Source organism: Synechococcus sp. NB0720_010 (assembly GCF_023078835.1).
Classification (GTDB): Bacteria; Cyanobacteriota; Cyanobacteriia; order PCC-6307; family Cyanobiaceae; genus Vulcanococcus.
Map to the genome: position 1 here is coordinate 505,236 of NZ_CP090898.1, position 22,571 is coordinate 527,806.

Annotated in this window: 22 protein-coding genes; 12 read left to right on the forward strand and 10 right to left on the reverse strand. The window is 65.9% G+C overall.

Features of this window, described 5'->3' with window-relative positions; all coding sequences use genetic code 11:
- The first annotated feature begins 65 nt into the window (after positions 1 to 65).
- From LY254_RS02780 to fmt, 3 genes are read left to right on the forward strand one after another with little or no spacing between them, the layout of a single operon-like run.
- Positions 66 to 1,418 (forward strand): TldD/PmbA family protein, encoded by a 1,353-nt coding sequence (locus LY254_RS02780; RefSeq protein WP_083797941.1) that lies wholly within the window; start codon positions 66 to 68, stop codon positions 1,416 to 1,418.
- Position 1,419: 1 nt separating this feature from the next.
- Entirely contained in the window at positions 1,420 to 2,793 is a 1,374-nt protein-coding gene (locus LY254_RS02785; protein ID WP_247478756.1) for a TldD/PmbA family protein, read from the forward strand.
- A 9-nt stretch (positions 2,794 to 2,802) separates the two neighbouring features.
- Complete coding sequence (gene fmt, locus LY254_RS02790; RefSeq protein WP_247478758.1) at positions 2,803 to 3,834, forward strand: methionyl-tRNA formyltransferase; 1,032 nt, start codon at positions 2,803 to 2,805, stop codon at positions 3,832 to 3,834.
- Here the strand turns inward: fmt and LY254_RS02795 are convergent.
- The 5 genes from LY254_RS02795 to LY254_RS02815 form a co-directional block, all read right to left on the reverse strand.
- A complete protein-coding gene (locus LY254_RS02795; RefSeq protein WP_247478759.1) occupies positions 3,831 to 4,580 on the reverse strand; it encodes a J domain-containing protein in 750 nt (249 codons plus the stop codon). The two genes, fmt and LY254_RS02795, sit on opposite strands and share 4 nt — an antisense overlap.
- A 6-nt stretch (positions 4,581 to 4,586) precedes the next feature.
- Positions 4,587 to 5,897 (reverse strand): DEAD/DEAH box helicase, encoded by a 1,311-nt coding sequence (locus LY254_RS02800; protein WP_371820534.1) that lies wholly within the window; start codon positions 5,895 to 5,897, stop codon positions 4,587 to 4,589.
- A gap of 127 nt (positions 5,898 to 6,024) precedes the next feature.
- A complete protein-coding gene (locus LY254_RS02805) occupies positions 6,025 to 6,672 on the reverse strand; it encodes a hypothetical protein (protein WP_247478761.1) in 648 nt (215 codons plus the stop codon).
- Positions 6,672 to 7,019 (reverse strand): DUF6464 family protein, encoded by a 348-nt coding sequence (locus LY254_RS02810; RefSeq protein ID WP_247478763.1) that lies wholly within the window; start codon positions 7,017 to 7,019, stop codon positions 6,672 to 6,674. The genes LY254_RS02805 and LY254_RS02810 overlap by 1 nt, the downstream gene beginning before the upstream one ends.
- 5 nt (positions 7,020 to 7,024) lie before the next feature.
- On the reverse strand, positions 7,025 to 7,753 hold the full coding sequence (locus LY254_RS02815; protein WP_247478764.1) for a DUF475 domain-containing protein: 729 nt from the start codon (positions 7,751 to 7,753) through the stop codon (positions 7,025 to 7,027).
- Between the two features lie 62 nt (positions 7,754 to 7,815).
- Here LY254_RS02815 and LY254_RS02820 point away from each other — a divergent pair, with 62 nt between their 5' ends.
- Complete coding sequence (locus LY254_RS02820; protein ID WP_247478766.1) at positions 7,816 to 8,595, forward strand: hypothetical protein; 780 nt, start codon at positions 7,816 to 7,818, stop codon at positions 8,593 to 8,595.
- Here LY254_RS02820 and LY254_RS02825 read toward each other — a convergent pair.
- Positions 8,549 to 9,307 carry a hypothetical protein gene (locus LY254_RS02825; RefSeq protein WP_247478767.1) on the reverse strand — a complete coding sequence of 253 codons (759 nt, stop codon included), beginning with the start codon at positions 9,305 to 9,307 and terminating at the stop codon, positions 8,549 to 8,551. The genes LY254_RS02820 and LY254_RS02825 overlap by 47 nt on opposite strands.
- A 62-nt stretch (positions 9,308 to 9,369) precedes the next feature.
- On the opposite strand from LY254_RS02825, the gene mfd reads away from it, so the two are divergent.
- Both mfd and LY254_RS02835 read left to right on the forward strand, forming a co-directional pair.
- Positions 9,370 to 12,921 carry a transcription-repair coupling factor gene (gene mfd / locus LY254_RS02830; protein ID WP_247478769.1) on the forward strand — a complete coding sequence of 1,184 codons (3,552 nt, stop codon included), beginning with the start codon at positions 9,370 to 9,372 and terminating at the stop codon, positions 12,919 to 12,921.
- A 64-nt stretch (positions 12,922 to 12,985) separates the two neighbouring features.
- Positions 12,986 to 13,174: a hypothetical protein gene (locus LY254_RS02835; protein WP_010317502.1), complete on the forward strand. Its 189-nt coding sequence runs from the start codon at positions 12,986 to 12,988 to the stop codon at positions 13,172 to 13,174.
- 63 nt (positions 13,175 to 13,237) lie between these two features.
- On the opposite strand, the gene LY254_RS02840 is transcribed toward LY254_RS02835, so the two are convergent.
- The 4 genes from LY254_RS02840 to LY254_RS02855 form a co-directional block, all read right to left on the reverse strand.
- Positions 13,238 to 14,572 (reverse strand): S41 family peptidase, encoded by a 1,335-nt coding sequence (locus tag LY254_RS02840; RefSeq protein WP_029626349.1) that lies wholly within the window; start codon positions 14,570 to 14,572, stop codon positions 13,238 to 13,240.
- A 101-nt stretch (positions 14,573 to 14,673) separates the two neighbouring features.
- On the reverse strand, positions 14,674 to 15,897 hold the full coding sequence (ispG, locus tag LY254_RS02845) for a (E)-4-hydroxy-3-methylbut-2-enyl-diphosphate synthase (RefSeq protein WP_010317506.1): 1,224 nt from the start codon (positions 15,895 to 15,897) through the stop codon (positions 14,674 to 14,676).
- Between the two features lie 37 nt (positions 15,898 to 15,934).
- The gene (locus LY254_RS02850; protein ID WP_247478771.1) at positions 15,935 to 16,534 is read right to left on the reverse strand and encodes a uracil-DNA glycosylase family protein; all 600 of its coding nucleotides are present in this window, start codon (positions 16,532 to 16,534) and stop codon (positions 15,935 to 15,937) included.
- A gap of 10 nt (positions 16,535 to 16,544) precedes the next feature.
- Entirely contained in the window at positions 16,545 to 16,934 is a 390-nt protein-coding gene (locus LY254_RS02855; protein ID WP_247478772.1) for a VOC family protein, read from the reverse strand.
- Positions 16,935 to 17,015: 81 nt separating this feature from the next.
- On the opposite strand from LY254_RS02855, the gene LY254_RS02860 reads away from it, so the two are divergent.
- From LY254_RS02860 to LY254_RS02885, 6 genes are all read left to right on the forward strand, one after another.
- Positions 17,016 to 18,194: a pyridoxal phosphate-dependent aminotransferase gene (locus LY254_RS02860; protein WP_247478774.1), complete on the forward strand. Its 1,179-nt coding sequence runs from the start codon at positions 17,016 to 17,018 to the stop codon at positions 18,192 to 18,194.
- 34 nt (positions 18,195 to 18,228) lie between these two features.
- Positions 18,229 to 19,179: a putative selenate ABC transporter substrate-binding protein gene (locus LY254_RS02865; protein WP_247478776.1), complete on the forward strand. Its 951-nt coding sequence runs from the start codon at positions 18,229 to 18,231 to the stop codon at positions 19,177 to 19,179.
- 39 nt (positions 19,180 to 19,218) lie between these two features.
- The gene (locus LY254_RS02870; protein WP_010317515.1) at positions 19,219 to 19,455 is read left to right on the forward strand and encodes a hypothetical protein; all 237 of its coding nucleotides are present in this window, start codon (positions 19,219 to 19,221) and stop codon (positions 19,453 to 19,455) included.
- A gap of 90 nt (positions 19,456 to 19,545) precedes the next feature.
- Positions 19,546 to 20,295 carry a phosphonate ABC transporter ATP-binding protein gene (locus LY254_RS02875; protein ID WP_247478778.1) on the forward strand — a complete coding sequence of 250 codons (750 nt, stop codon included), beginning with the start codon at positions 19,546 to 19,548 and terminating at the stop codon, positions 20,293 to 20,295.
- Positions 20,292 to 21,827 (forward strand): phosphonate ABC transporter, encoded by a 1,536-nt coding sequence (locus LY254_RS02880; protein ID WP_247478780.1) that lies wholly within the window; start codon positions 20,292 to 20,294, stop codon positions 21,825 to 21,827. The genes LY254_RS02875 and LY254_RS02880 overlap by 4 nt, the downstream gene beginning before the upstream one ends.
- A gap of 8 nt (positions 21,828 to 21,835) precedes the next feature.
- Positions 21,836 to 22,513, forward strand: coding sequence for a GDSL-type esterase/lipase family protein (locus tag LY254_RS02885; protein WP_247478782.1), 678 nt, complete (start codon positions 21,836 to 21,838; stop codon positions 22,511 to 22,513).
- The last annotated feature ends 58 nt before the right edge of the window (positions 22,514 to 22,571 follow it).

The following is a 22,571-nucleotide window of genomic DNA, read 5'->3' on the forward strand; positions in this document are numbered from 1 at the left end:
ACGCTGAGCTGTTACTCGGCCCCTTTGATCAGCGCTGGAGCCCGCGCCTGGAATCACTCCTGGCGATGGGCAAAGCCGCCGGCGCCGATCTCGTTGAGATCTTCCTGGAGCGGACCGATCACCTCGGTGTCCTGGCCGAACAGGACACCATCACGAGCGTGACGCCGGCCTTCGGCATGGGAGCTGGCATCCGGGTGTTTCGGGACCAGCGGGACGGCTTTGTCAGCACCAACGACCTCAGCGAGGCCGGACTGACGACGGCGCTGACCCAAGCCCTCGGGATGTTGGGACTGGACCTGGACGGAACGGGGCTCAGCGGCTTCGAAGGTCTACCGGCCCTCAGGGATTTCGCCCTGGAGAAAAATCTCTGGCTCAGCAGCTGCCCTGAGCTGACCGAGAGCACCCAGAAGCTTCTGGAGGGAACGGCCCAGCTGCAGCAGAAGGGCAAGCATCTCCAGGCCCGCCGGGGCAGCTATGCCCGGGACTGGCAGGAAGTGATGGTGGCCGCCAGTGACGGCACCTTTGGCCGGGACATCCGTCTGCATCAATCTGTTGGCCTCAATGTCCTGGCCGCCGATGGTGATCACCGGGCCGGCGTCGGACGCCGCTACGGCACCTCCGACAGCCCAGACGATCTGCGCCAGTGGGATGTCGCCCAGGCCGCCGATGAGGTCTGTACGAGTGCCGGCAACATGCTCTACGCCGACTACGTCGAGGCCGGCCAGATGCCAGCGGTGCTGGCTAACCGCTTCGGTGGAGTGATCTTCCACGAGGCCTGCGGCCACCTCTTGGAAACCACCCAGGTGGAGCGCGGCACAACCCCCTTTGCCGAGAAGGTCGGCGAGACGATCGCCCATGAAGCCGTCACCGCCATCGATGAAGGGCTGACGGGCGGCGCCTTTGGCTCCCTCTCGATGGATGACGAGGGACTGGAGGCCCAACGCACCGTGCTGATCGAGAACGGTGTCCTCAAGCGTTTCCTCAGTGACCGCGCTGGAGAACTGCGCACGGGCCATGCCCGAACCGGCAGCGGACGGCGCCAAAGCCACACCTTTGCCGCCGCCAGCCGCATGCGCAACACCTACATCGCGGCGGGGCCCCATCAACCGGAGGACCTGATCGCCTCGGTGGACCGCGGCCTCTACTGCAAGTCCATGGGCGGTGGCAGCGTCGGACCCACCGGTCAGTTCAACTTCGCGGTGGAGGAGGGCTATCTGATCGAAGACGGCAAGCTCACCAAACCGGTGAAGGGCGCCACCTTGATCGGCGAGGCCAAGGAAGTGATGCCGCGCATCTCCATGTGCGCCAATGACCTGGAACTGGCCGCAGGCTTCTGCGGTTCCGTCAGCGGCAGCATCTTTGTCACCGTCGGACAACCCCACATCAAGGTCGACTCCATCACCGTGGGGGGCCGCTGAGATGAGCCAGACCAACCAAAGCCTCAACGCCGAACAGCTGCGCAGCCAGCTCGAGGGAATCGCCCAGCAGCACGGCATCCGCCAGTGGGACCTCGGCGCGGCCTGCAGCACCGACACCTCCGTGCAGGTCGACCGCGGCGAACCCAAGCAACTCAAGGGGGCCCAGCGCAGTTCGATCACGATCCGTGTCTGGAACAGTGAAGGGCTGGTCGGCACCACCAGCACCTCGGACCTCTCGCAAAGCGGACTGGAGAGGGCCCTCTCCGGTGCCCGGGATGCCGCGGCATTCGGGAATGCCGAAGAGACGCCTGCCTTCTCACCCCTGGCCACAGCACCGCTGACGGCCCTGGATCAACCGCTGCATCAGCCCCAGGGCATCCTCAAGTTGCTCGAGCAGCTCAAGGCCGCAGAGCATGATCTGCTCGGACGCCACCAGGCGATCAGCACCGTTCCCTACAACGGTCTGGCCGAGCGCAGCAGCGAACGGATTTACCTCAACAGCGATGGGGCCTGCCGTCAGCAGCAGCTGACCACCGCCAGCATCTACCTCTACGCCCGGGCCGAGGAGAGCGGCCGCAAACCGCGCAGTTCCGGTGCCGTACGCCTGGCCTACGGCGCCTCAGACCTCGACATTGCCGGCTGCATTGACGAGGCCGCCGAGCGCACCATCAGCCACCTGGATTACGCCCCGGTGGAGACCGGCCGTTACACCTGTGTGCTCAGTCCCGAGGCCTTCCTCGATCTGATCGGCGCCTTCAGCAACCTCTTCAATGCCCGTTCGGTGCTGGACGGGGTCAGCCTCAGCCAGAAGGACTCCATCGGCCAGAGCCTGGCGGTGCCCTTCCTTTCGATCGACGACAACGGCCTGCACCCCGGCAACATTGGCGCCTCCAACTTCGATGGAGAGGGAACGCCCACCCGCAAGCTGTCGCTGCTGGAGGGGGGCGTGCTGAAGAACTTCCTGCACTCCGAGGCCACGGCCCGGGCCTTTGGGGTGACCCCCACCGGCCACGCCGGTCTCGGGGCCAAGGTGTCTGTCGGTCCCGACTGGTTTGAGATTGGCCCCACCCCCGGCAGCAGCGGCGGCCAAAGCGGTCTCGATCGGTTCAAGGCCGATCAGCCAATCATCTGGATTGACTCCCTCTCCGCCCTGCATGCCGGGGTCAAGGCCAGCCAAGGCTCCTTCTCCCTGCCCTTCGACGGCTGGTTGATCAAGGGCGGCGAAGCCCGCTCGATCGATGCCGCCACCGTGGCCGGCGATATCCGCCAGGTGCTCAACGCGATTGTCGGCTTCGAGGGCGAGGCCAAGGTCACCCCCGACGGGCTCTGCCCGATGGTCTGGGTGGAGGGTCTCTCGATAACCGGCGAGGCCTAAGGGCAAACGATGCGGATCCTCTTTTGGGGTACCCCGGCCTACGCCGCCGTCAGCCTCGACGCCTTGGTCAACGCGGGACATGAGCTGGTGGGTGTCGTCACCCAACCGGACCGCAGGCGCGGGCGCGGCAAGGCACTGGTGCCCTCCCCCGTGAAGGCCAGGGCCATGGAACTCGGCATCCCAGTGTTCACGCCGGAGCGGATCCGCAAGGACCCTGAATGTCAACAACAACTCGCCGAACTGGGGGCCGATGTCTACGTCGTGGTTGCCTTTGGCCAAATCCTGCCGCGTGAGGTGCTGCAGCAACCACCCCTGGGCTGCTGGAACGGCCATGGCTCACTGCTCCCCCGCTGGCGCGGCGCAGGCCCGATCCAATGGAGCCTGATCGAAGGCGACGCTGAAACCGGCGTCGGGATCATGGCGATGGAGGAGGGGCTCGACACCGGACCGGTACTTCTGGAGCGCGCCATTTCCATCGGCCTACGGGAGGACGCTCACCAGCTGGCCGAACGACTGGCCCAGCTCACGGGCGAGCTCCTGATCGAGGCCCTGCCCCAGATCGAAGCCGCTGGACCCGGCCCAGAACAGGAACGCCTGCAGCGGCTGGGCGTGCGGGTCCAGCCGGAGGAGGGCATGACCTACGCCCGGATGCTGGCCAAAGAGGATTTCCAGATCGATTGGTCCGGCTCAGCCCTGGCCATCCACCGCAAGGTGATGGGGCTCTACCCCGGCGCCAGCAGCAGTTGGAAGGGCAAACGCCTGAAGGTGCTCTCCACTGAACCCCTGATCAAACGTCTCACCGCTGAACTCAGCCCGGAGGCCAAAGCCTTGGCCGAACGCTGGGGGCTGAATCCAGGCGAGGGGTCCAGCCACACCCCCGGGACCGTGCTGGAGTGCATCGACTCCACCGGACTGGTGGTGGCCAGCTCCGGCTGCCCCCTGCTGATTCGCGAGGCCCAGCTGGAGGGAAAGAGCGCCAGCCACGGCACCCAGCTGCTGCAACAACTCGGCGCGGTGCCGGGCGACCGCCTGGGGGACTAGGCCACCAGGAACTGATAGGCGTCGTTCACCCGGCGAAACGCCTCCGCGGTTCCGCCCACATCGGGGTGGTGCTGTTTCACCAGCCGGCGGTGGGCCTGCTTGATCGCCTGTTTGGAGGCACCCCACTCCAACCCCAGCACCGAGAGGGCCACCACGCGGCGCGGGTCCCGTCCCTGATCGGTGGACTGGTGCTGGCGGTCCGTACGGCGCTGGTCAGTGCGCGTCCTGCGGTTGCTGGTCCTCTGCCGCTGGCGCATTTCCAGCACAACCCGCTGGGGGTCGTCGTCGAGCCATTCGATCGCGCTGACGCCGTAGAGGGCAAAGGCTGCGAGGACGGCGCAGCGCTTTTTGTTGAGCGGGCTGGCCGTCGCCGCATAGAGATCCCGTCCCAGACCCGGCACCAGATGGTCAAGGCGCTGCTGAAGGTTCAACTGCGGCAGAAAGCTGCTGCGGTTGAGCTGCTCAATCAGCTCCTCCAGGCCGCTTTGGCGCAGAACGGCCCAGCCCTTCTGCTCCGCCAGGGCTGCACCCCAGCGCTCCACCTGAGCAGAGGACACCAGCGCTTGGGGTGGCCGCCAATGGTGGCGGCTGGGTTCCGGTCGCTGGCGTAGGTGCTCCAACTGCCGGCGCAGCTGACGCACCTCACTCCGCAGTGCTTCGTTCTCTTGGAGCAGCGCGTCCACATTGCTTGTGACCCGCTGCTGCGGGCGCGGCTCTGCGGACCAGCGCCTGGGATCAAAGCCCACGCCGGCTCAAGGGCGGCGGGAGGAGGAGCGTGCCGCGGGACGTCCGCTGCGGCTGACACCGCCGCGATTGCCAACACCGCGGTTGCCACCACCACCACGGCTCGAGCGGCCGCGCCCGCCGCTCAGATCCAGCGGGGGAGCCGAGAGCACCGTGGGCTCAAAGCCCGGGATCTCCTGCTTGGGCAGCTTTTTGCCCGTCAGGCGTTCAATCGCCCGCAGCAGCTCATGCTCTTCAGCGGCCACCAGGGAGACGGCATGGCCGCTGTGGCCCGCCCGGCCGGTGCGGCCGATGCGGTGGACGTAGTCCTCGGCCTGGTTCGGCAGATCGAGATTCACCACATGGGGCAGCTGATGAATGTCAATGCCGCGGGCGGCGATGTCGGTGGCGACCAACACCCGCAGCTCGCCGCTCTTGAACCCCGCCAGGGCACGGGTGCGGGCCCCTTGGCTCTTGTTCCCATGGATCGCCGCCGCCGCCATGCCTTCGGCACTGAGCCTGTCGGCGACGCGATTCGCACCATGCTTGGTGCGGGAGAAGACCAGCACCTGCTGCCAGTCATTGCTGGCGATCAGATGGCAGAGCAAATCCGGCTTGCGCGCCATATCGCAAGGGTGAAGGATGTGCTCAACCGTTGCCGCCGTGCGGTTTTCGGGGGTGACCTGAAGCTGGACGGGCTCATGGAGCAGACCCGTCGCCAAGCGACGAATCGAGGTCTCGAAGGTGGCCGAGAACAGCAGGTTTTGGCGCTTTGCCGGCAGCAGCCGCAGGATTTTTTGGATGTCGCGGATGAAGCCCATGTCGAGCATCCGATCCGCTTCATCCAGCACCAGGATCTCGACGCGATCCAGGCTGATCGCCCCCTGCTGCACCAGGTCCATCAGGCGGCCCGGCGTGGCCACCAACACATCGGCGCCAGCCTGCAGCCTGGTGATCTGAGGGTTGATCTTGACCCCGCCAAAGACCACATCGCTGCGCAGGTCCAGGTGCCTGGAGTAGGCCTTGACGTTGTCGGCCACCTGGGCCGCCAGCTCGCGGGTGGGGGTCAGCACCAACGAACGAACAATTCGCCCGCGGGCGTGGGGCCCATGGCGCAGGCGCTCCAGCATTGGCAGGGTGAAACCGGCGGTTTTACCGGTGCCGGTCTGGGCCGCTGCCATCACATCGCGGCCCGCCAGAACCGCCGGGATGCATTGCTGCTGAATGGAGGAGGGCTGGCTGTAGCCCTTCTGCAGAACGGCCTCAACGATCGGACGCCCGAGCCCAAGGGCCGTAAACGGGGACTCCGCCAGCTGCTCTTCATCCACGGGCGGCAGCACCGCGGGGGCCTCCGCTGTTGCAGAAGCGCTGGTCGACAGCCGCTTCACCGGAGCCGGCCGACGACGCTGCCGGGGAGAACGATCGGGGGAGGAGATAAGCAAACCTCGCGAAGCTTCACCCTACGGCTCAGGACTCGGTGTACAGCTGCCTGGCCTGATCCAGGGTGAGCTGCACTTCCTGATCGCTCAGCACCGAGGCTTCTGGCCAGGACTGATCAAGCCAGCGCCGCAGAACAGGCAGCTCCTGCAGGAAAAACGTCTCTTGTGCCGCCAGCACCCGAAATTTCAGGAACTCCAGCAGGCGTGCCCGAAGACGAGCAACCGGGATGGGGCGGCAGCGCGCGGGATCGACGGCCAACTCCAGGGCTGCGCCCGTCACAAGCTCCGGCAAGCGAGGAGCCAGGAGCTCCAGGCGGCCGTCCCGCTGAAAGTGGCGAACCTTGGTCTCGGGATGCGGGTAATAAATCCAGCCCTCGACCGCGGCGCTCGAGGGCTGACGCAGGAGCACCCGCCAGAACGAGAAGGTCTCAGGCGGGTGCAGCGGTGTCCACGCCAACTGCTCAAAGCAGTGGTCGGGGTGGCTTAAGACCCAACGGCAGCCTGGGAAGTCCAGGTTGATCGTCCCCTGGACACACTCCGAGAGGTCCAAGCCGCCCTGCAGAAAAAACGGCGACTGCAGGGCAATCGTTCCAGCGGGATAGGGACTGTCACTGGCCGACCCCGAGGCCACGCCATGGCCTCTGGCCACGATTCCCCGATGCCAGAGGCGCTCCATTAGCCCTCGCCGCGCAGGCTGTGGTGGGCGCAGCGCTCACAGGGACCCGCCGGCAGCACCGCGCAACGCAGAAGCGGTGAGCGGGCATTGAACTGACAACTGGGGTCACCGATGACCCATTGCCCCTGCCACCAGCGCGCATCCGCAGGGCGGCGCTGGGCCTTGACCTGGAGGGCAATGGAGCTGAGCTCGTAGCGCCCGCCGCGCAGCTGGTAGCGGTGGTGGCGCTGCAGCACCAGATAAGTCCGCTCGGGGAGCTCAAGCCAGCGCCCGGGTTGGGGCACCTCCTCGAGCTCGAGACGGTCGATCAGTTGGTTGCTGCCGGCCTGCCGCAGTTCAACGCGCATCGGCTCTAACCCTCGGCCTCCTCAGGGACGCGCTGGGAGAAGCCCCAGGCAAACAGCAGGGCCACGACCGCCAAAAGCCCCCATTCCGGAGGAACCACCTGCGGCGCCACCAGACGCAGCAGCAAACGGATCCCCACAAGGCCAACAGCCAGATAACCAGCCGCTTCGAGGTGGCGATAGACCTCAAGCCAACGGATAAACAGCCCGGAGGTCAGCCGCAGGGCCACCACCCCGAGCACTCCGCCGATCATCACCAACAGCAGGTTGTCGCTCACGGCCACCGCCGCCGCCACGCTGTCGAGGGAGAAGGCCAAATCCGTCAGGGCCAGGGTGACCACCACCCCCGAGAGCCCCTTGACCGCTCCATCTGCTGCGGAGTCATCGCTGAGCTCTGGATCCCCTGTTTCAGCCTCGCTGGACCTCAAGTTGGTGACACAGAGCCACAGCAGATAGCCCGCCGCCAGCAGCTGCAGCGGCCAGAAGTCCAGCACCCATTGGGCGGCCGCAATCAAGATCAGCCGGAAGACCAGGGCCAGCCCCAATCCCAGGTTCAGGGCCTGGCCCTGGAGCTTCGGATCGTGCAGCCGCCTTGAGATCGCCGCTAGGGCAATGGCGTTATCGGCGGAGAGCACCGCCTCAAGGGCCACGAGCAACGGCAGCAGCAACAGCAGCTCACCCCACTGATCCGCCGATTGGATCAGTGGCGATAGGGATGGAATTGACTCCGCTTCCATGCCGTTGCTGCAGAGCCTTCCTTGGCTCGCCAGTGTAGAAACGCCACAACGACGAGCCGACCATGGAGAGCAGCCTGTCGTTTCGGGCGCGTCTGGTGCACGCCGAAGCCGGCAAGCGCGTGGTCCAACTCAGTGCCTGGAGGGGATCCCAGTGCCTCGGTAGTGCCCTGGGGGAAGCGGAGAACGCCGAACTTGCCGAGGAGCGAGCCCTGGAGCGGCTGCAAAGCCGGCTGAATCACCAAGTCCCTGGGCCGGCACCTGCACCTGCACCGTCACCAGCTGAGCCACCGGTCCGCCACGCCGTGGTCAGGCGGCCGCCCGCTGAAGAGACAATCGATCCCGCTCCGGCAGCCGATCCCGAGGCGGTGCAGCCAACCCTGCCGCAGGCTCCAGTCGTCGAGGCCCAAGAGCCAGCGACCGATCCCGAGGACTGGAGTGATGAGCTCGCAGAGATCGACATTCAGCTCAAACGCTTGGGCTGGGAGCGCAGCCAAGAGGGGACCTATCTGCAACGGGCCTTCGGCCACCCCAGCCGCAACCGCATCACCAACTACGCCGATCTGGCCGCCTACGTCCGTAGCCTGAGGGTCCTCGAGCCAGGCTGCGATCCAGCCTCCGCGTCGATTCCCCTCAGACGGCGCGATTTGCTCCAGCAGAGCGATCAGCTGCTCGCCTCCTTGCAATGGGATGCCAACCGCGGCCGCCAGGCCCTGGAGCAGCAGTTCAACCTCAGTAGTCGTCAACAGTTGAGTGATGAACAGCTGCTGGCGTTCAACATGCAGCTGGAGACAACACTCATCGGCGCCGGCAGTGGCGCGCCAGCAGCTCCCAGCCCAGGTTGAGCTGCTCCTGGTTGGCGTAAGCCTCCTCCTCGAGCCCCCTTTGCTCGCTAGAGGCCTTGGCATAGAGCGGCTGCTGCAGATGGCGCCGCCCTGAGGCGTTCAGGCTGCGGCTCAGTCCCAGCAGCTGCGGCCGGGCATGGATAGAGCCGCCCTTGCAGCTCTGGGCCACATGGATCGCCTCGTGGTTGAGGACCCGCGTGAAGTTGACCGTCCCTTTGGAGGCGACATCGGGCCGCAGGCGCAACTCACCGCGACGCGGATTCCACTCACCCGCGGCTCCCTTCTGTTTGGGCTGGCGCACCACCAGCACCACTCCGCTGCGCTCCAGCTGCTCCAGCAGCAAGCTGATCGCCTCCCGCTCGCGGCTGTAGCTGGGTGGATGGGCGATCAACTGCCGCAGCGCTGATGCGGTGAGGGGCTTCTCCCCCAGGCGACGGCGATAGGTGATCCGCTGCCCCCCGCCCGGCAGACGCTCCACCCGGGGCAGCCAGAGCTGATCCGCCTGATCCAGCCGTTGAAACAGGGCCCGCTGGCTAGAGGCCGTCAGTTGCCAGTTCAGGGGCAAGGGCGGGGCCAGGGCAGGCGCTGAGCTACTGGCTTGGGCGACCTCCTCAGCGACCAGCTCTCCCTCGGGTTGCCCCAGTCGACTCAGGCCCGCCCCGGCCAGCAACAGAAGCGCCAGGGCCAGCAGCAGACGCCTCCCTTGCCTCACCGCAGCCCACCTCAGCTGCCCACCATTCTCTTGCCAAGATGGTCAGCTGTGCTTTGAGCCCCATGCCCCTCTCCGCCCTGGTGCGCCAACTGCAGCAGGTGGCCCTCAGTGGAGAGGTTCTGCAGCGGTGCAACAGGGATGAGCGCCTGCGGCTCTCCAGTGCGGGACGCGGCGCCCGGGCCCTGATCAGCAGCGTCCTGGCGGGCTGCGCCGAGGCGCCGCTGCTGGTGGTCGTGCCCACCCTGGAGGAGGCCGGACGCTGGGCTGCCCTGCTGGAGCTGATGGGCTGGAGCAGCGCCCAGCTCTACCCCACCAGCGAGGGCAGCCCCTACGAGCCCTTCGATCCCACCAGCGAGATCACCTGGGGACAACTACAGGTGCTCAGCGAGCTGCTGGATGCCAAGGGCCGCTGCGCCATCGTCGCCACCGAGCGCGCCCTGCAGCCCCACCTGCCGCCGCCGCCGGCCCTGCAGGCCCAGTGCCTCAGCCTGCGCAAAGGGGATGAATTTGAGCTCGAGGCCCTCGGAGAAACCCTCACCCGCCTGGGCTATGAGCGGGTCACCAGCATCGAGCAGGAGGGCAGCTGGAGCCGCCGCGGCGACATCGTCGACGTCTTCCCGGTCAGCGCCGAACTCCCCGTTCGTCTCGAGTTTTTCGGTGAGGAGCTGGAGAAGCTGCGGGAATTCGATCCCGCCAGCCAGCGCTCCCTCGATCCCATCGAGGTGGTGCGGCTCACCCCCAGCGGCTACGGCCCCCTAATTGCCGATGCCCTGCGCGAGGGCATGCCCGAGGGTCTCGATCAGCTGCTCAGCCCCGAGGCCAGCGAACAACTGCTGGAGGGCGGAACGCCGGAGGGGATGCGGCGGCTGATGGGTCTGGCCTGGAGCGAGCCGGCCTCCCTGCTGGATTACCTGCCCGAAGGCACGCTGATCGCCATCGATGAGCGGCGCCACTGCCTCTCCCACGGCCAGCAGTGGTTCGACCACGCCATCGAGCACCACGCTGAGGTCTGCGCTGAACTCGGCGTCGAGCTACCGGCCGTGCTGCACCGCAGGCCCGAAGAGGCCCTGGCCGCTGCAGAGCGCTTCCAGGGCTTTGACCTGGCGGAACTCCAGGAGAGCGACAACCACCCCAACAATTTCGATCTCTCCAGCCGGGCCGTTCCCGCCTACCCCAACCAATTCGGCAAGCTCGCCGAATTAATCAAAGGCTTCCAGAAGGAGAAGACCCGGGTCTGGCTGCTCTCGGCCCAGCCCAGCCGGGCCGTGGCCCTGCTGGAGGAGCACGACTGCATCAGCCGCTTCGTCCCCAACCCGGCGGATCACCCGGCGATTGATCGGCTGATCGAGCAGAACACCCCCGTCGCCCTCAAGACCAAGGGCACCGCTGAACTCGAGGGTCTGCAGTTGCCGGCCTGGAAGCTGGCGCTGATCACCGACCGGGAGTTCTTCGGCCAGCACTCCCTGGCGGCCAGCGGCTACGTGCGCCGCCGGCGCAAGGCCGCTAGCCGCACGGTCGATCCCAACAAGATGCGCCCGGGCGACTTCGTGGTGCACCGCAACCACGGCATCGGCAAATTCCTGAAGCTCGAGAAGCTCGCGATTGGCAGCGAAGCCCGCGACTACCTCGTTGTTCAGTACGCCGATGGCCTGCTGCGGGTCGCCGCCGACCAGCTGGGCAGCCTCGGGCGCTACCGGGCCACCAGTGACAGCCCCCCGGACCTCAACCGGATGGGCGGAACCGCGTGGAACAAAGCCAAGGAGCGGGCGCGCAAGGCCGTCCGCAAGGTCGCCCTCGATCTGGTCAAGCTCTACGCCGAACGGCACAAGGCTCCGGGCTTCGCCTTCCCGGTGGATGGCCCCTGGCAGAACGAACTCGAGGACTCCTTCCCCTACGAGCCCACGCCCGATCAGGTCAAGGCGATTGCCGATGTCAAACGGGACATGGAGCAGCCCCAGCCGATGGACCGCCTGGTCTGTGGTGATGTGGGCTTCGGCAAAACCGAAGTCGCCATCCGCGCGATCTTCAAGGCCGTCACCGCCGGCAAGCAGGTGGCAATGCTCGCCCCTACAACCGTTCTGGCCCAGCAGCACTGGCGCTCGCTCTCGGAGCGCTTTGCGCCTTATCCCATCAAGGTCAGCCTGCTCAACCGCTTCCGCACCAGCAGCGAGCGCAAGGTGATCCAAGAGGGCCTGGGCGAAGGCACCGTCGACGTGGTCGTCGGCACCCACCAACTGCTGGGCAAGGGCACCCAGTTCAAGGAGCTGGGCCTGCTCGTGGTGGATGAGGAGCAGCGCTTTGGCGTCAACCAAAAGGAAAAGATCAAGGCCCTGCGCAAGGACGTCGACGTCCTGACCCTCTCGGCAACCCCGATCCCGCGAACGCTCTACATGAGCCTCTCAGGGGTGCGGGAGATGAGCCTGATCACCACGCCACCGCCGTTGCGCCGGCCGATCAAAACCCACCTGGCGGCCCTCGATGAGGAAGCGGTTCGCAGTGCGATCCGCCAGGAACTTGATCGCGGCGGCCAGATCTTCTACGTCGTCCCCCGGGTCGAGGGCATCGAAGAGGTGGCCGAAGGGCTTCGGCAGATGATTCCCGGCCTACGGCTCCTGGTCGCCCACGGTCAGATGGCCGAAGGCGAACTGGAGAGCGCCATGGTGGCCTTCAACGCCGGCGAGGCCGACCTGATGCTCTGCACGACGATCGTGGAGAGCGGCCTGGACATTCCCCGGGTCAACACGATCCTGATCGAGGACGCCCATAAATTCGGCCTAGCCCAGCTCTACCAACTGCGCGGTCGCGTCGGCCGCAGCGGCATCCAGGCCCACGCCTGGTTGTTCTATCCAGGTGACGCCTCGCTGAGCGATGCGGCACGTCAGCGTCTGCGCGCGATTCAGGAATTTGCCCAACTGGGGAGTGGCTACCAACTGGCCATGCGCGACATGGAGATCCGCGGCGTCGGCAACCTGCTCGGGGTGGAGCAAAGCGGCCAGATGGAGACCATCGGCTTTGACCTCTACATGGAGATGCTCCAGGAATCCCTGGCCGAGATCCAAGGCCAGGACATCCCCGCCGTGGACGACACCCAGATCGATCTGCAGCTCACCGCATTCATCCCCGGCGACTGGATCAGCGACAACGACGAGAAGATGGCGGCCTACCGCGCCGCGGCCGACTGCGTCAGCCCAGATGGCCTGCTGCAACTGGCTGCCGACTGGGTGGATCGCTATGGCGCCATCCCGGCGCCGGTCATCTCGCTGCTGCAGCTGATGGAGCTGAAGCTGCTCGCCAAACGCTGCGGCTTCTCACGGATCAAACCTGAGAAACCCAACATCGCCTTGGAGACCCCGATGGAGGAGCCAGCCTTCCGGCTGCTGCGCCAGGGATTACCCCAACACCTGCACGGCAGGCTCGTCTACCAGGCCGGTTCCGGCAGCACCGCCAAGGTCCTGGCACGGGGTCTGGGGGTCCTGCCCATGGAGAAACAGGTGGAGGAGCTGATGAACTGGCTCAAGCAAATGGCCGAGCAGATCCCCGGCGCCGATGGCCTGACCGATGCCCAACGGGCTGAACAGCTGAAGGCCAAGAACGAAGCCGTGCTGGCGGTTTAGGCCAAAGATGAGCGACCAGCGCAAAAGTCCGTTACAATTCCGTGAAGTGATGTAACGGACGCTCATGGGTCCCGGCCTCGGCGAAGTCATCGATCTCAGCAGCGGCTTCGGTGGTGGCCTGAGCCTTGTCTCTGGCTTGATCTCCCTGGTGGCCCTGGGTGTCTTCGCTCTGCTTCAGGCAGACACCGGCAACGATGACGACGACTCCACCCCTGGCGGCGGCCTGATGCAACCCGTGGGCAGCGCCGCCTGAGGTCAGCCCACAAGCGTGATCAGCTCAGCCCGCGGAGCAACCGCGGGCTTTTTTGTGGCCTAATTACTGAACGGGAGCCGCCAGCGCCGCTGGGACATTGGCACTGCTGGGGTTGTAGGCACGTGACTTCGTCAGGCTGCCGGCGGCCTTGACCTGCTTGAGCAGGGTCGATTCAGCCACACGGTATTGACTGTCCTTCTGGGTGCCCAGATCCTCCAGCCGCAGGCTCTGGATCTCGCGAGCGCTGAGCTTGGCGCGCACATCGGGATCAATGCCGTGCTTATGGATATCGCGACCGCTTGGGGTGAGGTACTTGGCGATCGTCACGGTCATTCCTGATCCATCGATCAGGCCGCGAACCGATTGGACCAGACCCTTGCCGAAGGTGGTCTCCCCCACCAACACAGCGCGGTGGTTGTCCTGCAGAGCACCGGAGAGGATTTCGCTGGCACTGGCTGAACCCTCATTCACCAGCACCACCAAGGGACGCTCGGTCAGGGCGCGGCCCACCGCCCGCTTGGTGTCCTGGATGCCATCGCGGGTCTTGGTGGAGACGATGACCCCCTCATTGAGCCATTGGCGGGCAATGGCGATGCTCGCCACCAGCAGGCCACCGGGGTTACTGCGCAGATCGAGCACGTAGCCCTGAACCTGCTCCTTCTCCAGATCCTTCAACGCCTGCGCCATGTCCTTGGCGGCATTGGCGTTGAACTGCTTCAGGCGGATGTAGCCAATCTTGGTGCCATCGGCACTGGTGTTGACCTGGGTGTCGACCGCATGGAGCTCAATGCGTGCACGCACCAGGGGCGTATCCAGCAGCTTGCCGTTGCGGCGGAGCTGCAGGGTCACGGTGCTGCCAGCCTTGCCGCGAATCAACTTGACCGCATCCTCGGTCGTCATCCCCTTGGTGCTCTTGCCGTCAATCGCGGTGATGACGTCCTTGGGCATCACCCCGGCGCGGGAGGCCGGAGATCCTTCAATCGGACTGACAACGGTGAGTTCTTTGCTGTCCTTATCAAGGCTCAGCTGGATGCCGACCCCGGAGAGTTCCCCAGAGGTGTCGATCTGCATCTCCTTGAACTCACGCGGATCGAGGAAGCGCGTGTAGGGGTCATCCAGGGTGGCCAACATGCCACGGATGGCCTCGTAGCTCTCCTTGGTGCTGCCGTAACTCTTGGAGAGAACCTGACGACGCAGGTCCTTCCACTTGTCGGTGGTGTATTTGCCGTTGGTATCGAGATAGTCCCGGAAGACGATCTGCCAGGTCTGATCAATGACTTCCTTCGGGCTATCGCTCACCAGCGATGCCGAACTGGGCATCAGCAGGGGAGGCAAGCAGATCGCCCCGACTGCGCCGGCACCGGCCAGAACAAGCAACAGGCCGCGTGGCTGAGTCATCAAGGCGCTCCTGAGGCCGGGAGATTGCTTCAACGTAGCTGCAATTCACACAGCTCAGTTGGCGTGAAAACCGGAGATATCTAAGGGTTAGCCGTAGGGCCTCAGGGATCGACCCAACGGCCGTCGTCCTTGATCAAGGCAATCAAAGCCTCCACGCCCTCGGCCTCTGGAACCCGGCGGATCTCGTCGCGGCCGCGGTAGAGCGAAATCACACCGGGGGTTTTACCGACGTAGCCGTAATCGGCATCGGCCATCTCACCGGGGCCGTTGACAATGCAGCCCATCACAGCGATGTCGAGACCCGTGAGGTGGGAGGTGGCGTTGCGCACCTTGTTGAGCACGTCCTCCAGGTTGAACAACGTGCGTCCGCAGCTGGGGCAGCTGACGTACTCGACCATGGTCTTGCGCAGACCCAGGGACTGCAGGATCGAGTAGCAGACAGGGATTTCCTTCTCCGGTGCCTCGGTCAGCGACACCCGGATCGTGTCTCCCAGGCCATCGGCCAACAGGGTGGCAATGCCAGCGGTGCTCTTGATCCGGCCGTAATCACCGTCACCGGCTTCTGTCACCCCGAGGTGCAGGGGGTAGTTGAAGCCCTCGGCATCCATCCGGTCGGCCATCATCCGGTAGGCGGCCAGCATCACTGGAGCCCGCGAAGCCTTCATCGAGACCACGATGTTGTGGAAGTCGAGGCGGTCGCAGATGCGGATGAACTCCAGGGCGCTCTCCACCATCCCCAGGGGGGTGTCGCCGTAGGTGAACAGCATCCGCTCCGCCAGGGAGCCGTGGTTGACGCCAATGCGCAGGGCCTTGTCCTGGGCCTTCAGGAGGCTGACCAGGGGTTCAAAGGTCTCGGTGATGCGATCACCGATCTGGGCGATCTCTTCGGGGGTGAACTCGGTCCGATTCGGATCCGGCTTGTCAAAGACAAACAAGCCCGGGTTGATCCGGACCTTGTCGACATGGTTCGCCACTTCCAGGGCGATCTTCATGCCGTTGTGGTGCACATCAGCCACCAGGGGAACGGGCTGATAGGTGTCTTCCAGGCGCTTGCGGATCTCCCCCATCGCCTTGGCGTGGGCCAAGGACGGAACGGTGACGCGAACGATCTCGCAGCCCGCCTCATGCAAGCGACGGATCCCAGCGGTGGCCCCCTCGATGTCGAGGGTGTCCTCGTTGATCATCGACTGCACCACCACAGGGTGCTCGCTGCCGATCCAGAGGTCGCCCACCCGAACGCTGCGGGTCTGGCGGCGGCGGATGACCGTGTCGTAACGGGACGACAGCTGCCCCGCCTCGGGCGTTGCGGTGAGAGAGGCAGTCATGGCAGCAGCGTTGGGCAGGCCGGTTGGGGCAAGCCTGTCACAACGGAGCGTCCAATTGGGCCAGGCGGCGCTGCACATCCTGCAGGTCCTGCCAGGTGAGCCACTTCGGGGCACCGCGCTCCTTGGAGGGATTGCGCAGCAGGTAGGAGGGGTGGAAGACGGGCATCAACCAACGGCCCTCCCATTGGCGCCACTGACCGCGAATCTTGGTCATTCCTCCCTTGATGCCCAGTAGGCCCTCCACGGCCGTCGCCCCGGCCAACAGGATGACCGCGGGATCCACCAGGGCGATTTGACGATCCAACCAGGGCTTGCATGAGGCCATCTCCAAGGCCGTGGGCTTGCGGTTCTCCGGTGGCCGGCACTTGACGATGTTGCAGACGTAGGCGTCGCGATTGCTGTCGATGCCCACGCTCTCGAGCATGCGATCCAGCAGCTGGCCGGAGCGGCCCACAAAGGGCTGTCCCTGTTCATCCTCCTGAGCACCAGGACCCTCGCCGATGACCATCAGGCGCGCCTGGGGATTGCCGCGGCTGACCACGACCTGGCTGCGGCTGGAGCCCAACTTGCAGAGGCGACAGGCATCGCAGCTCTCCGCCAAGGACGCCAGGTCCTGTTCAAGGGAGGTGGCCGTCATCGCCCCGCAATCACTCGCGAGTCTCTCTAGCAATCAGCAGCAGGGCGTTGCCTTCGGGATCGTTCAACCAGGCCTCCCAACCGAAGGGCTCCTGACGCGGGGGCTCCAGCAGGGCAGCGCCCTGGGCCTGAGCCCGCTCGACCGCAGCCTGAAGGCCGGATGCACCACCGCTGAGCTGGATCGCCAGGGCGAGACGTCCCCGTTGGCGAGCGAGTGGTCTGGAGCGACTGGGGGCGTAGATCTCCAGCCAGCCCGAACCGGGCAAGGGCAGCCGGCAGTGGCTAGCACTCAAGCCGGCCTGCAGCGGCGCGAGGCAGACGGAGCCGTAGAAACGGGCCAAGGCCTCGGGGTCATCCGCCGCCAACACCAGGCCAACGGTCGGGGAGGTCAGTGGAGACATCGTTTCGGGGCCCGGCATGCGGCAGGATGCACAGCATCACCGGTTCGCCGCAAGGCGTGCCCCCCTGACGTCGCTGCTCAAATGCCGCGCCCGTTGAAACTCTCCGCCCGGGCCGAAGCGCTGCAGCCCTCGTTGACGCTGGCCATCGCGGCCCGCGCAAAGGCCCTGAAGGCCGAGGGACGCGACATCTGCAGCCTGAGCGCAGGTGAGCCGGACTTTGATACCCCAGCCTTCATCCGCCAGGCCGCGGCCCAGGCCCTCAAGAGTGGCCTGACCCGCTACGGCCCGGCCGCCGGCGAGCCGCCCCTGCGGGAAGCCATTGCCCAGAAGCTGACCCAGGAGAACCAGGTCCCCACCAGCGCGGATCAGGTGCTGGTCACCAACGGCGGCAAACAGGCCCTCTACAACCTGTTTCAGGTGCTGCTGGAGCCCGGTGATGAACTGCTGCTCCCTGCGCCCTACTGGCTGAGCTACCCGGAGATTGCGCGGTTGGCTGGCGCCTCAGTGCGCTTGATCCCCAGCTCAGCCACAGAAGGATTCCGGCTCGACCCCGAACGGCTGGAGGCAGCGATCACGCCGGCCAGCAAGTTGCTCGTGCTCAATAGCCCGGGCAACCCCACCGGTGCGGTGCTCAGCCGCAGTGACCTCGAAGCGATCGCCGCAGTCCTCCGGCGCCATCCCCAGGTGGCGGTGGTCTGCGATGAGATCTACGAATTTCTGCTGGCACCCGGCCACAGCCACCACAGCTTCGCGGCGGTCGCACCGGACCTGGCGGATCGGGTCTTCACCGTCAATGGCTTCGCCAAGGGCTGGGCGATGACCGGCTGGCGGATCGGCTGGCTGGCCGGCAACAGCAGCGTTCTCAAGGCAGCCAGCGCCCTGCAGAGCCAGAGCACCAGCAACGTCTGCACCTTTGCCCAGTACGGAGCCCTGGCGGCGGTGACGGGCTCGCGCGAGTGCGTCCAAACCATGGCGGCTCAATTCACCCACCGCCGTCAGCTGCTCAGCGATGGCCTCCAGGCCATCGCCGGTGTGCAACTCCTGCCGCCCCAGGGGGCGTTCTACGCCTTCCCCAACATCAGCAGCACCGGCCTGGACTCAATGCGCTTCTGTGAGCGGCTGCTCGATGAGCAGGGCCTGGCGGTGGTGCCCGGTGGCGCCTTTGGTGACAACGACTGCATTCGCCTCTCCTGCGCCGCCTCGGACGCCACCATCCAGGACGGACTGACACGGTTGCAGCGCTTCATCGAACAGCTCTAAAGGCAAAATCGGAGGTTCTTCTGCACCTCCTGCGATGACCATCCGCTTGACAGGCCGAGAACGTTGGGCCGCCGCGGCCGTGGGCGTTTCGCTTGCGCTGCTGCCGGTGGCCACACCTCTGCCCTTGAGCAGTGCCTTCACCCCCGCAGCCGTCGCCCAGACCAACAAGCCGGTGCTGCGCGTTGGCGCCATCCCCGATCAGAAGCCCGAGAAGCTGAACCGGCTCTACGGATTGGTGGCCAATGAACTCAGCAAGCAGCTGAATGTCGACGTCAAATATGTCCCCGTCACGAACTACGCCGCGGCGGTCAGTGCCTTCCGCACCGGCAATTTGGATCTGGTCTGGTTTGGCGGCCTTACCGGTGTCCAGGCCCGGCTGCAAAAGCCCGGCTCCCAGGTGATCGCCCAGCGCGACATCGACGCCAAATTCCAATCGGTCTTCATCGCCAACCGCAAGAGCCAGCTCAAGCCCATCAGCAGCATCAACGGCCTGAAGGAGCTCATGGGCAAGCGCGTCACCTTCGGATCGCAGAGCTCCACCTCAGGGCGGCTGATGCCCCAGTACTTCCTGGCGCAGGCCGGGGTGAAGCCCAGCCAGTTCGCCGGTGGAGCCCCCGGTTTCAGCGGCAGCCATGACGCCACCGTGGCCCTGGTGCAAAGCGGCGCCTATGACGCCGGCGCCCTGAACAAACAGGTCTGGGAAGCCAACCTGGCCAGCGGCAAGGCCAACAAGGCCAAGGTCTACGCGATCTGGACCACCCCCGACTATCCCGACTACCACTGGATCGCCCAGCCCGACCTCAACCAGCGCTTCGGAGCCGGCTTCAGCACGAAGCTGCGTCAGGCGATCTTGAGCTGGCGCAGCAGCAACCCTGAGCAGAAGGCCATCCTGGAGCTCTTCGGGGCCCAACGCTTCATCGGGGCGAAGGCCAGCGATTACGCCAAGATCGAGCAGGTCGGCCGGCAGATGGGCAAGATCCGCTGATTCCAGGAGCAGAATGCGGGGAGACCTGTCCTCTCCGCATTGTCCACGACCCTGCTGACGGACCTGCTGCTGCTGGTGGCTGGCCTGCTGCTCTGGCAGCGCAGCTGCAGCGACGGCGACGAGGTCTGGGTCCTGTTTCTGCGCTCCATTGCCGCCATTGACCTGGCGGTGATCCTGCTGAGCAATGGGGTTCTCTGGCTGGAGATCCCCCTGCTCGTTCTGGTCTTCGGCCTGCCCTCAGTGGCCAAACTGGAAAAGCGTGAGGGGCGGGGATGAACCCACGCGGCCCCGACGTCATCGAACTCACCCTGGTGGGGTTAATCCTGGCCTTGATGGTCTTCCGCTTCACCCAGAGCTAAGGCCCCCATGGATGCGCCCGTCCTGGAATTGCGGGGGGTGAGCGTCAAGGGACGCCAACAGCCCAGGCTGGATCAGGTTCAGCTCAGCCTTCACGCCGGTGAACGACTGGCGCTGCTCGGCCCCAGCGGTGCGGGCAAAAGCACCCTGCTGGCCGTCGCCAATGGCCTACTCCAGGCCGATCAAGGTCAAGTGCTCTGGGGCGGGGAGGCCCTGTCCAGGCGCCCCCGGATCAAACGGCGCCAACAGCGACAGATCGGAACGCTCTGGCAGGACCTACGCCTGATTGAGGAGCTCAGCGTTCAACAAAACCTGAACTGCGGCCGACTCGCGCAGTGGGGCTGGCCGAAGGCCCTGCTGAACCTGCTCCTTCCCATAGAAACCGAGGCCTGCGCAGCCGCCCTGCGGCAACTCGATCTCGATCCCGCTCTGTTGGCGCAATCGGTGGGACAGCTCTCTGGCGGACAACGCCAACGGGTTGCCATCGCTCGGCTGCTGCGTCAGGACCCTCTGCTCTGGCTCGCCGATGAACCCCTCTCCAGCCTTGATCCCCGCTTGGCAGGGGAGTTGCTCCAGCTCCTGCTGGAGCAGACCGCGGCGCCACGGGCGCTGGTGATGAGCCTGCACAGGCCGGACCTGCTGGCGGGATTTAGCCGCGTGGTGGGTCTGCGGGAGGGACGCATCCTGTTTGATTGCGCGCCGGAGCAACTCGAGCCGCAGGCCCTGCAGCGTCTCTACGCCGGAAGCACGACCCCTTGAAGATCGCGCCGCCACTCCAGGTCCTGATCCCCGCTGGGGTGATCCTGCCCCTGGCCCTGGTGCTGCCAGGGCTCTGCCATGGCGGCGGCTGGGAATTGATTGGCGCCTTCGCCGAGGCAGCCCTGCACCCGTCGCTCGATCCAGTCGTGGTCGACTCCCTGCTCAGGGGACTGGGCGTCACAGTCGGTGTGGCGCTGTTGAGCTGGTCCCTGAGCCTGATGCTGGGACTGCTGCTGGGGCTGGCCAGCTCGCGGCTGATCTGGAGCACCCTGAGTGGCACTGCGCTGCCTGCGGAGCTGCTGCGCCGACTCCTGGCGATCCCCCGCTCAATCCATGAGCTGATCTGGGGTCTACTGCTGCTGCAGGTGCTGGGGCTGCAGCCCGCCGTGGCGGTGCTGGCGATCGTGATTCCCTATGGCGCCCTGGTGGCCCGGGTGATCAGCGATCAACTCGATGCCTTACCCGATCAGACCCTGAAGGCCCTCTTGAGTGCCGGCAGTGCTGGCCCGGCGGCCCTGCTGACGGCCATGGGACCGCCCCTCCTGCCTGGAGTGGTCAGCTACGGCGGCTACAGGCTCGAATGCGCCCTGCGCAGCGCCACGCTGCTGGGGGTGTTTGGTCTTGGGGGCCTGGGCAACGAACTGCTGCTCACCCTGCAGTCCTTGGAATTTCGCGAGCTCTGGAGTGGCCTCTGGCTCCTGCTAGCGGTGATGCTGAGCCTGGAGAGCCTGATCCGCGCCCTGCGGCAGCGCTGGGGACTGGCCAACCGCTTTGGTCAAGCCCAGCCCGGTGTGGGACGGCAAGGCCGGGAGATCCTGCTTCTGCTTGGGCTCCTGCTCCCCCTGATGCTGGCGATCAGCCACAGCCTGGGGATTGAGCCAGCGGCCCTACTGCATTGGCAACCGCTGCCGCCGCTGCATTCCCAGCACTGGCAGGAGGCCCTCGCCCTTCCCTGGGGGCGACTGATCGGCAACACCCTGCTGCTCACGGTCCTCTCGGCCTGCTTAGCCGTCGGCGGTCCTCCGCTGCTGCTCCTGCTGGTCGCGCCGTGGCGCCTGGCTCAGCCGCTGCTCAGGCTGCTCTGGGCCCTGGGGCGACTCTGGCCACCGCCGCTCACGGCGCTGTTGCTGCTGTTTGTCTTCAAACCGGGGATCTGGACAGCGGCCCTGGCCTTGGGGTTTCACAACCTCGGGATCTTGGGTCGCCTGTTGCTAGAGGGCGCAGAGTCCTGCAGCGGCGCAGCCGAGGACGCCCTGCACGGCCAAGGTGTCGGGGCACGGGTGGCTCTGCTCTACGGGCGTTTCAGCGCTTTGGCGCGCTCCTATCTGGCCTATGGCGCCTACCGCAGCGATGTGATCCTGCGGGAGACCGTGGTGGTCGGTCTGATGGCGGGGACCGGGCTTGGAACCCAGTTGCAGGAAAGCCTCAGCTCATTTGCCTGGGATCAGATCGCCCTGTTGCTTGTGGCCTATGCGGCCCTCACCCTGGTGGGTGAAGATCTGAGCGACCGCGCCCGGCGGCGCCTGCTGTAAGCGACTCCATGCTGTTGGCCGTTCCCCGCAAATTGATCGTGCTTGGGGACAGCGGCGTCTACGGCTGGGGGGACCCCGAAGAGGGTGGCTGGTGCGAGCGCCTCAGGCGGCACTGGATGGGGCTGCCCGGCGGACCGGTGCTGTATTCCCTCGGCGTTCGCGGCGATGGTCTCGAGCGGGTGGCGGCGCGCTGGGCCAGCGAGTTCGCTTGCCGCGGGGAACTCAGGCGTCAGCAGCCCCAGGGGATCCTGCTCTCCGTCGGCCTCAACGACACCGCGCGAATCGGTCGCCGCGACGGGCGCCACCAACTCGATCCGGAGGCCTTTCTCTTCGGCCTCCAACAACTTCTCAACCAGCTCAAAGCGGCCGCACCGGTCCTGGTGCTGGGACTGACGCCCGTGGACGAGCACGTGATGCCCTTCGCGGATCTGCTCTGGTACAGCAATGAGCACGTCCGCCAGTACGAAGCGCTGCTGAAGGAGGCCTGCATGGAGGCCGATCTGCCCTTCCTGCCGCTACTGGACTCCCTGCTGGCGGATCCGAGCTGGCTGCAGTGGATCTGCCCCGATGGGATTCACTTCAACAGCGAGGGACATCGTCAGATCTACGAGCGGGTACGTCACTGGAGTCCGCTCTTGAGCTGGGCGAACCTTCAGCCCACCAGCGCCGGGACCCCCCTCTACTGAGGGGAATCAGACCCCCGAGGGGGTGAGCCAACGAGCAGTTCAAGCGGTTGAGGCTGAG

Coding starts and splice junctions, on each gene's coding strand:
- LY254_RS02875 (WP_247478778.1), top strand. CDS start 19,546: ATGGATGCGCCCGTCCTGGAATTGCGGGGGGTGAGCGTCAAGGGACGC.
- LY254_RS02850 (WP_247478771.1), bottom strand. CDS start 16,534: ATGACGGCCACCTCCCTTGAACAGGACCTGGCGTCCTTGGCGGAGAGC.
- fmt (WP_247478758.1), top strand. CDS start 2,803: ATGCGGATCCTCTTTTGGGGTACCCCGGCCTACGCCGCCGTCAGCCTC.
- LY254_RS02860 (WP_247478774.1), top strand. CDS start 17,016: ATGCCGCGCCCGTTGAAACTCTCCGCCCGGGCCGAAGCGCTGCAGCCC.
- LY254_RS02815 (WP_247478764.1), bottom strand. CDS start 7,753: ATGGAAGCGGAGTCAATTCCATCCCTATCGCCACTGATCCAATCGGCG.
- LY254_RS02885 (WP_247478782.1), top strand. CDS start 21,836: ATGCTGTTGGCCGTTCCCCGCAAATTGATCGTGCTTGGGGACAGCGGC.
- LY254_RS02785 (WP_247478756.1), top strand. CDS start 1,420: ATGAGCCAGACCAACCAAAGCCTCAACGCCGAACAGCTGCGCAGCCAG.
- LY254_RS02840 (WP_029626349.1), bottom strand. CDS start 14,572: ATGACTCAGCCACGCGGCCTGTTGCTTGTTCTGGCCGGTGCCGGCGCA.
- LY254_RS02865 (WP_247478776.1), top strand. CDS start 18,229: ATGACCATCCGCTTGACAGGCCGAGAACGTTGGGCCGCCGCGGCCGTG.
- LY254_RS02805 (WP_247478761.1), bottom strand. CDS start 6,672: ATGGAGCGCCTCTGGCATCGGGGAATCGTGGCCAGAGGCCATGGCGTG.
- LY254_RS02780 (WP_083797941.1), top strand. CDS start 66: ATGGGCAAAGCCGCCGGCGCCGATCTCGTTGAGATCTTCCTGGAGCGG.
- LY254_RS02835 (WP_010317502.1), top strand. CDS start 12,986: ATGGGTCCCGGCCTCGGCGAAGTCATCGATCTCAGCAGCGGCTTCGGT.
- LY254_RS02810 (WP_247478763.1), bottom strand. CDS start 7,019: ATGCGCGTTGAACTGCGGCAGGCCGGCAGCAACCAACTGATCGACCGT.
- ispG (WP_010317506.1), bottom strand. CDS start 15,897: ATGACTGCCTCTCTCACCGCAACGCCCGAGGCGGGGCAGCTGTCGTCC.
- LY254_RS02855 (WP_247478772.1), bottom strand. CDS start 16,934: ATGTCTCCACTGACCTCCCCGACCGTTGGCCTGGTGTTGGCGGCGGAT.
- mfd (WP_247478769.1), top strand. CDS start 9,370: ATGCCCCTCTCCGCCCTGGTGCGCCAACTGCAGCAGGTGGCCCTCAGT.
- LY254_RS02820 (WP_247478766.1), top strand. CDS start 7,816: ATGGAGAGCAGCCTGTCGTTTCGGGCGCGTCTGGTGCACGCCGAAGCC.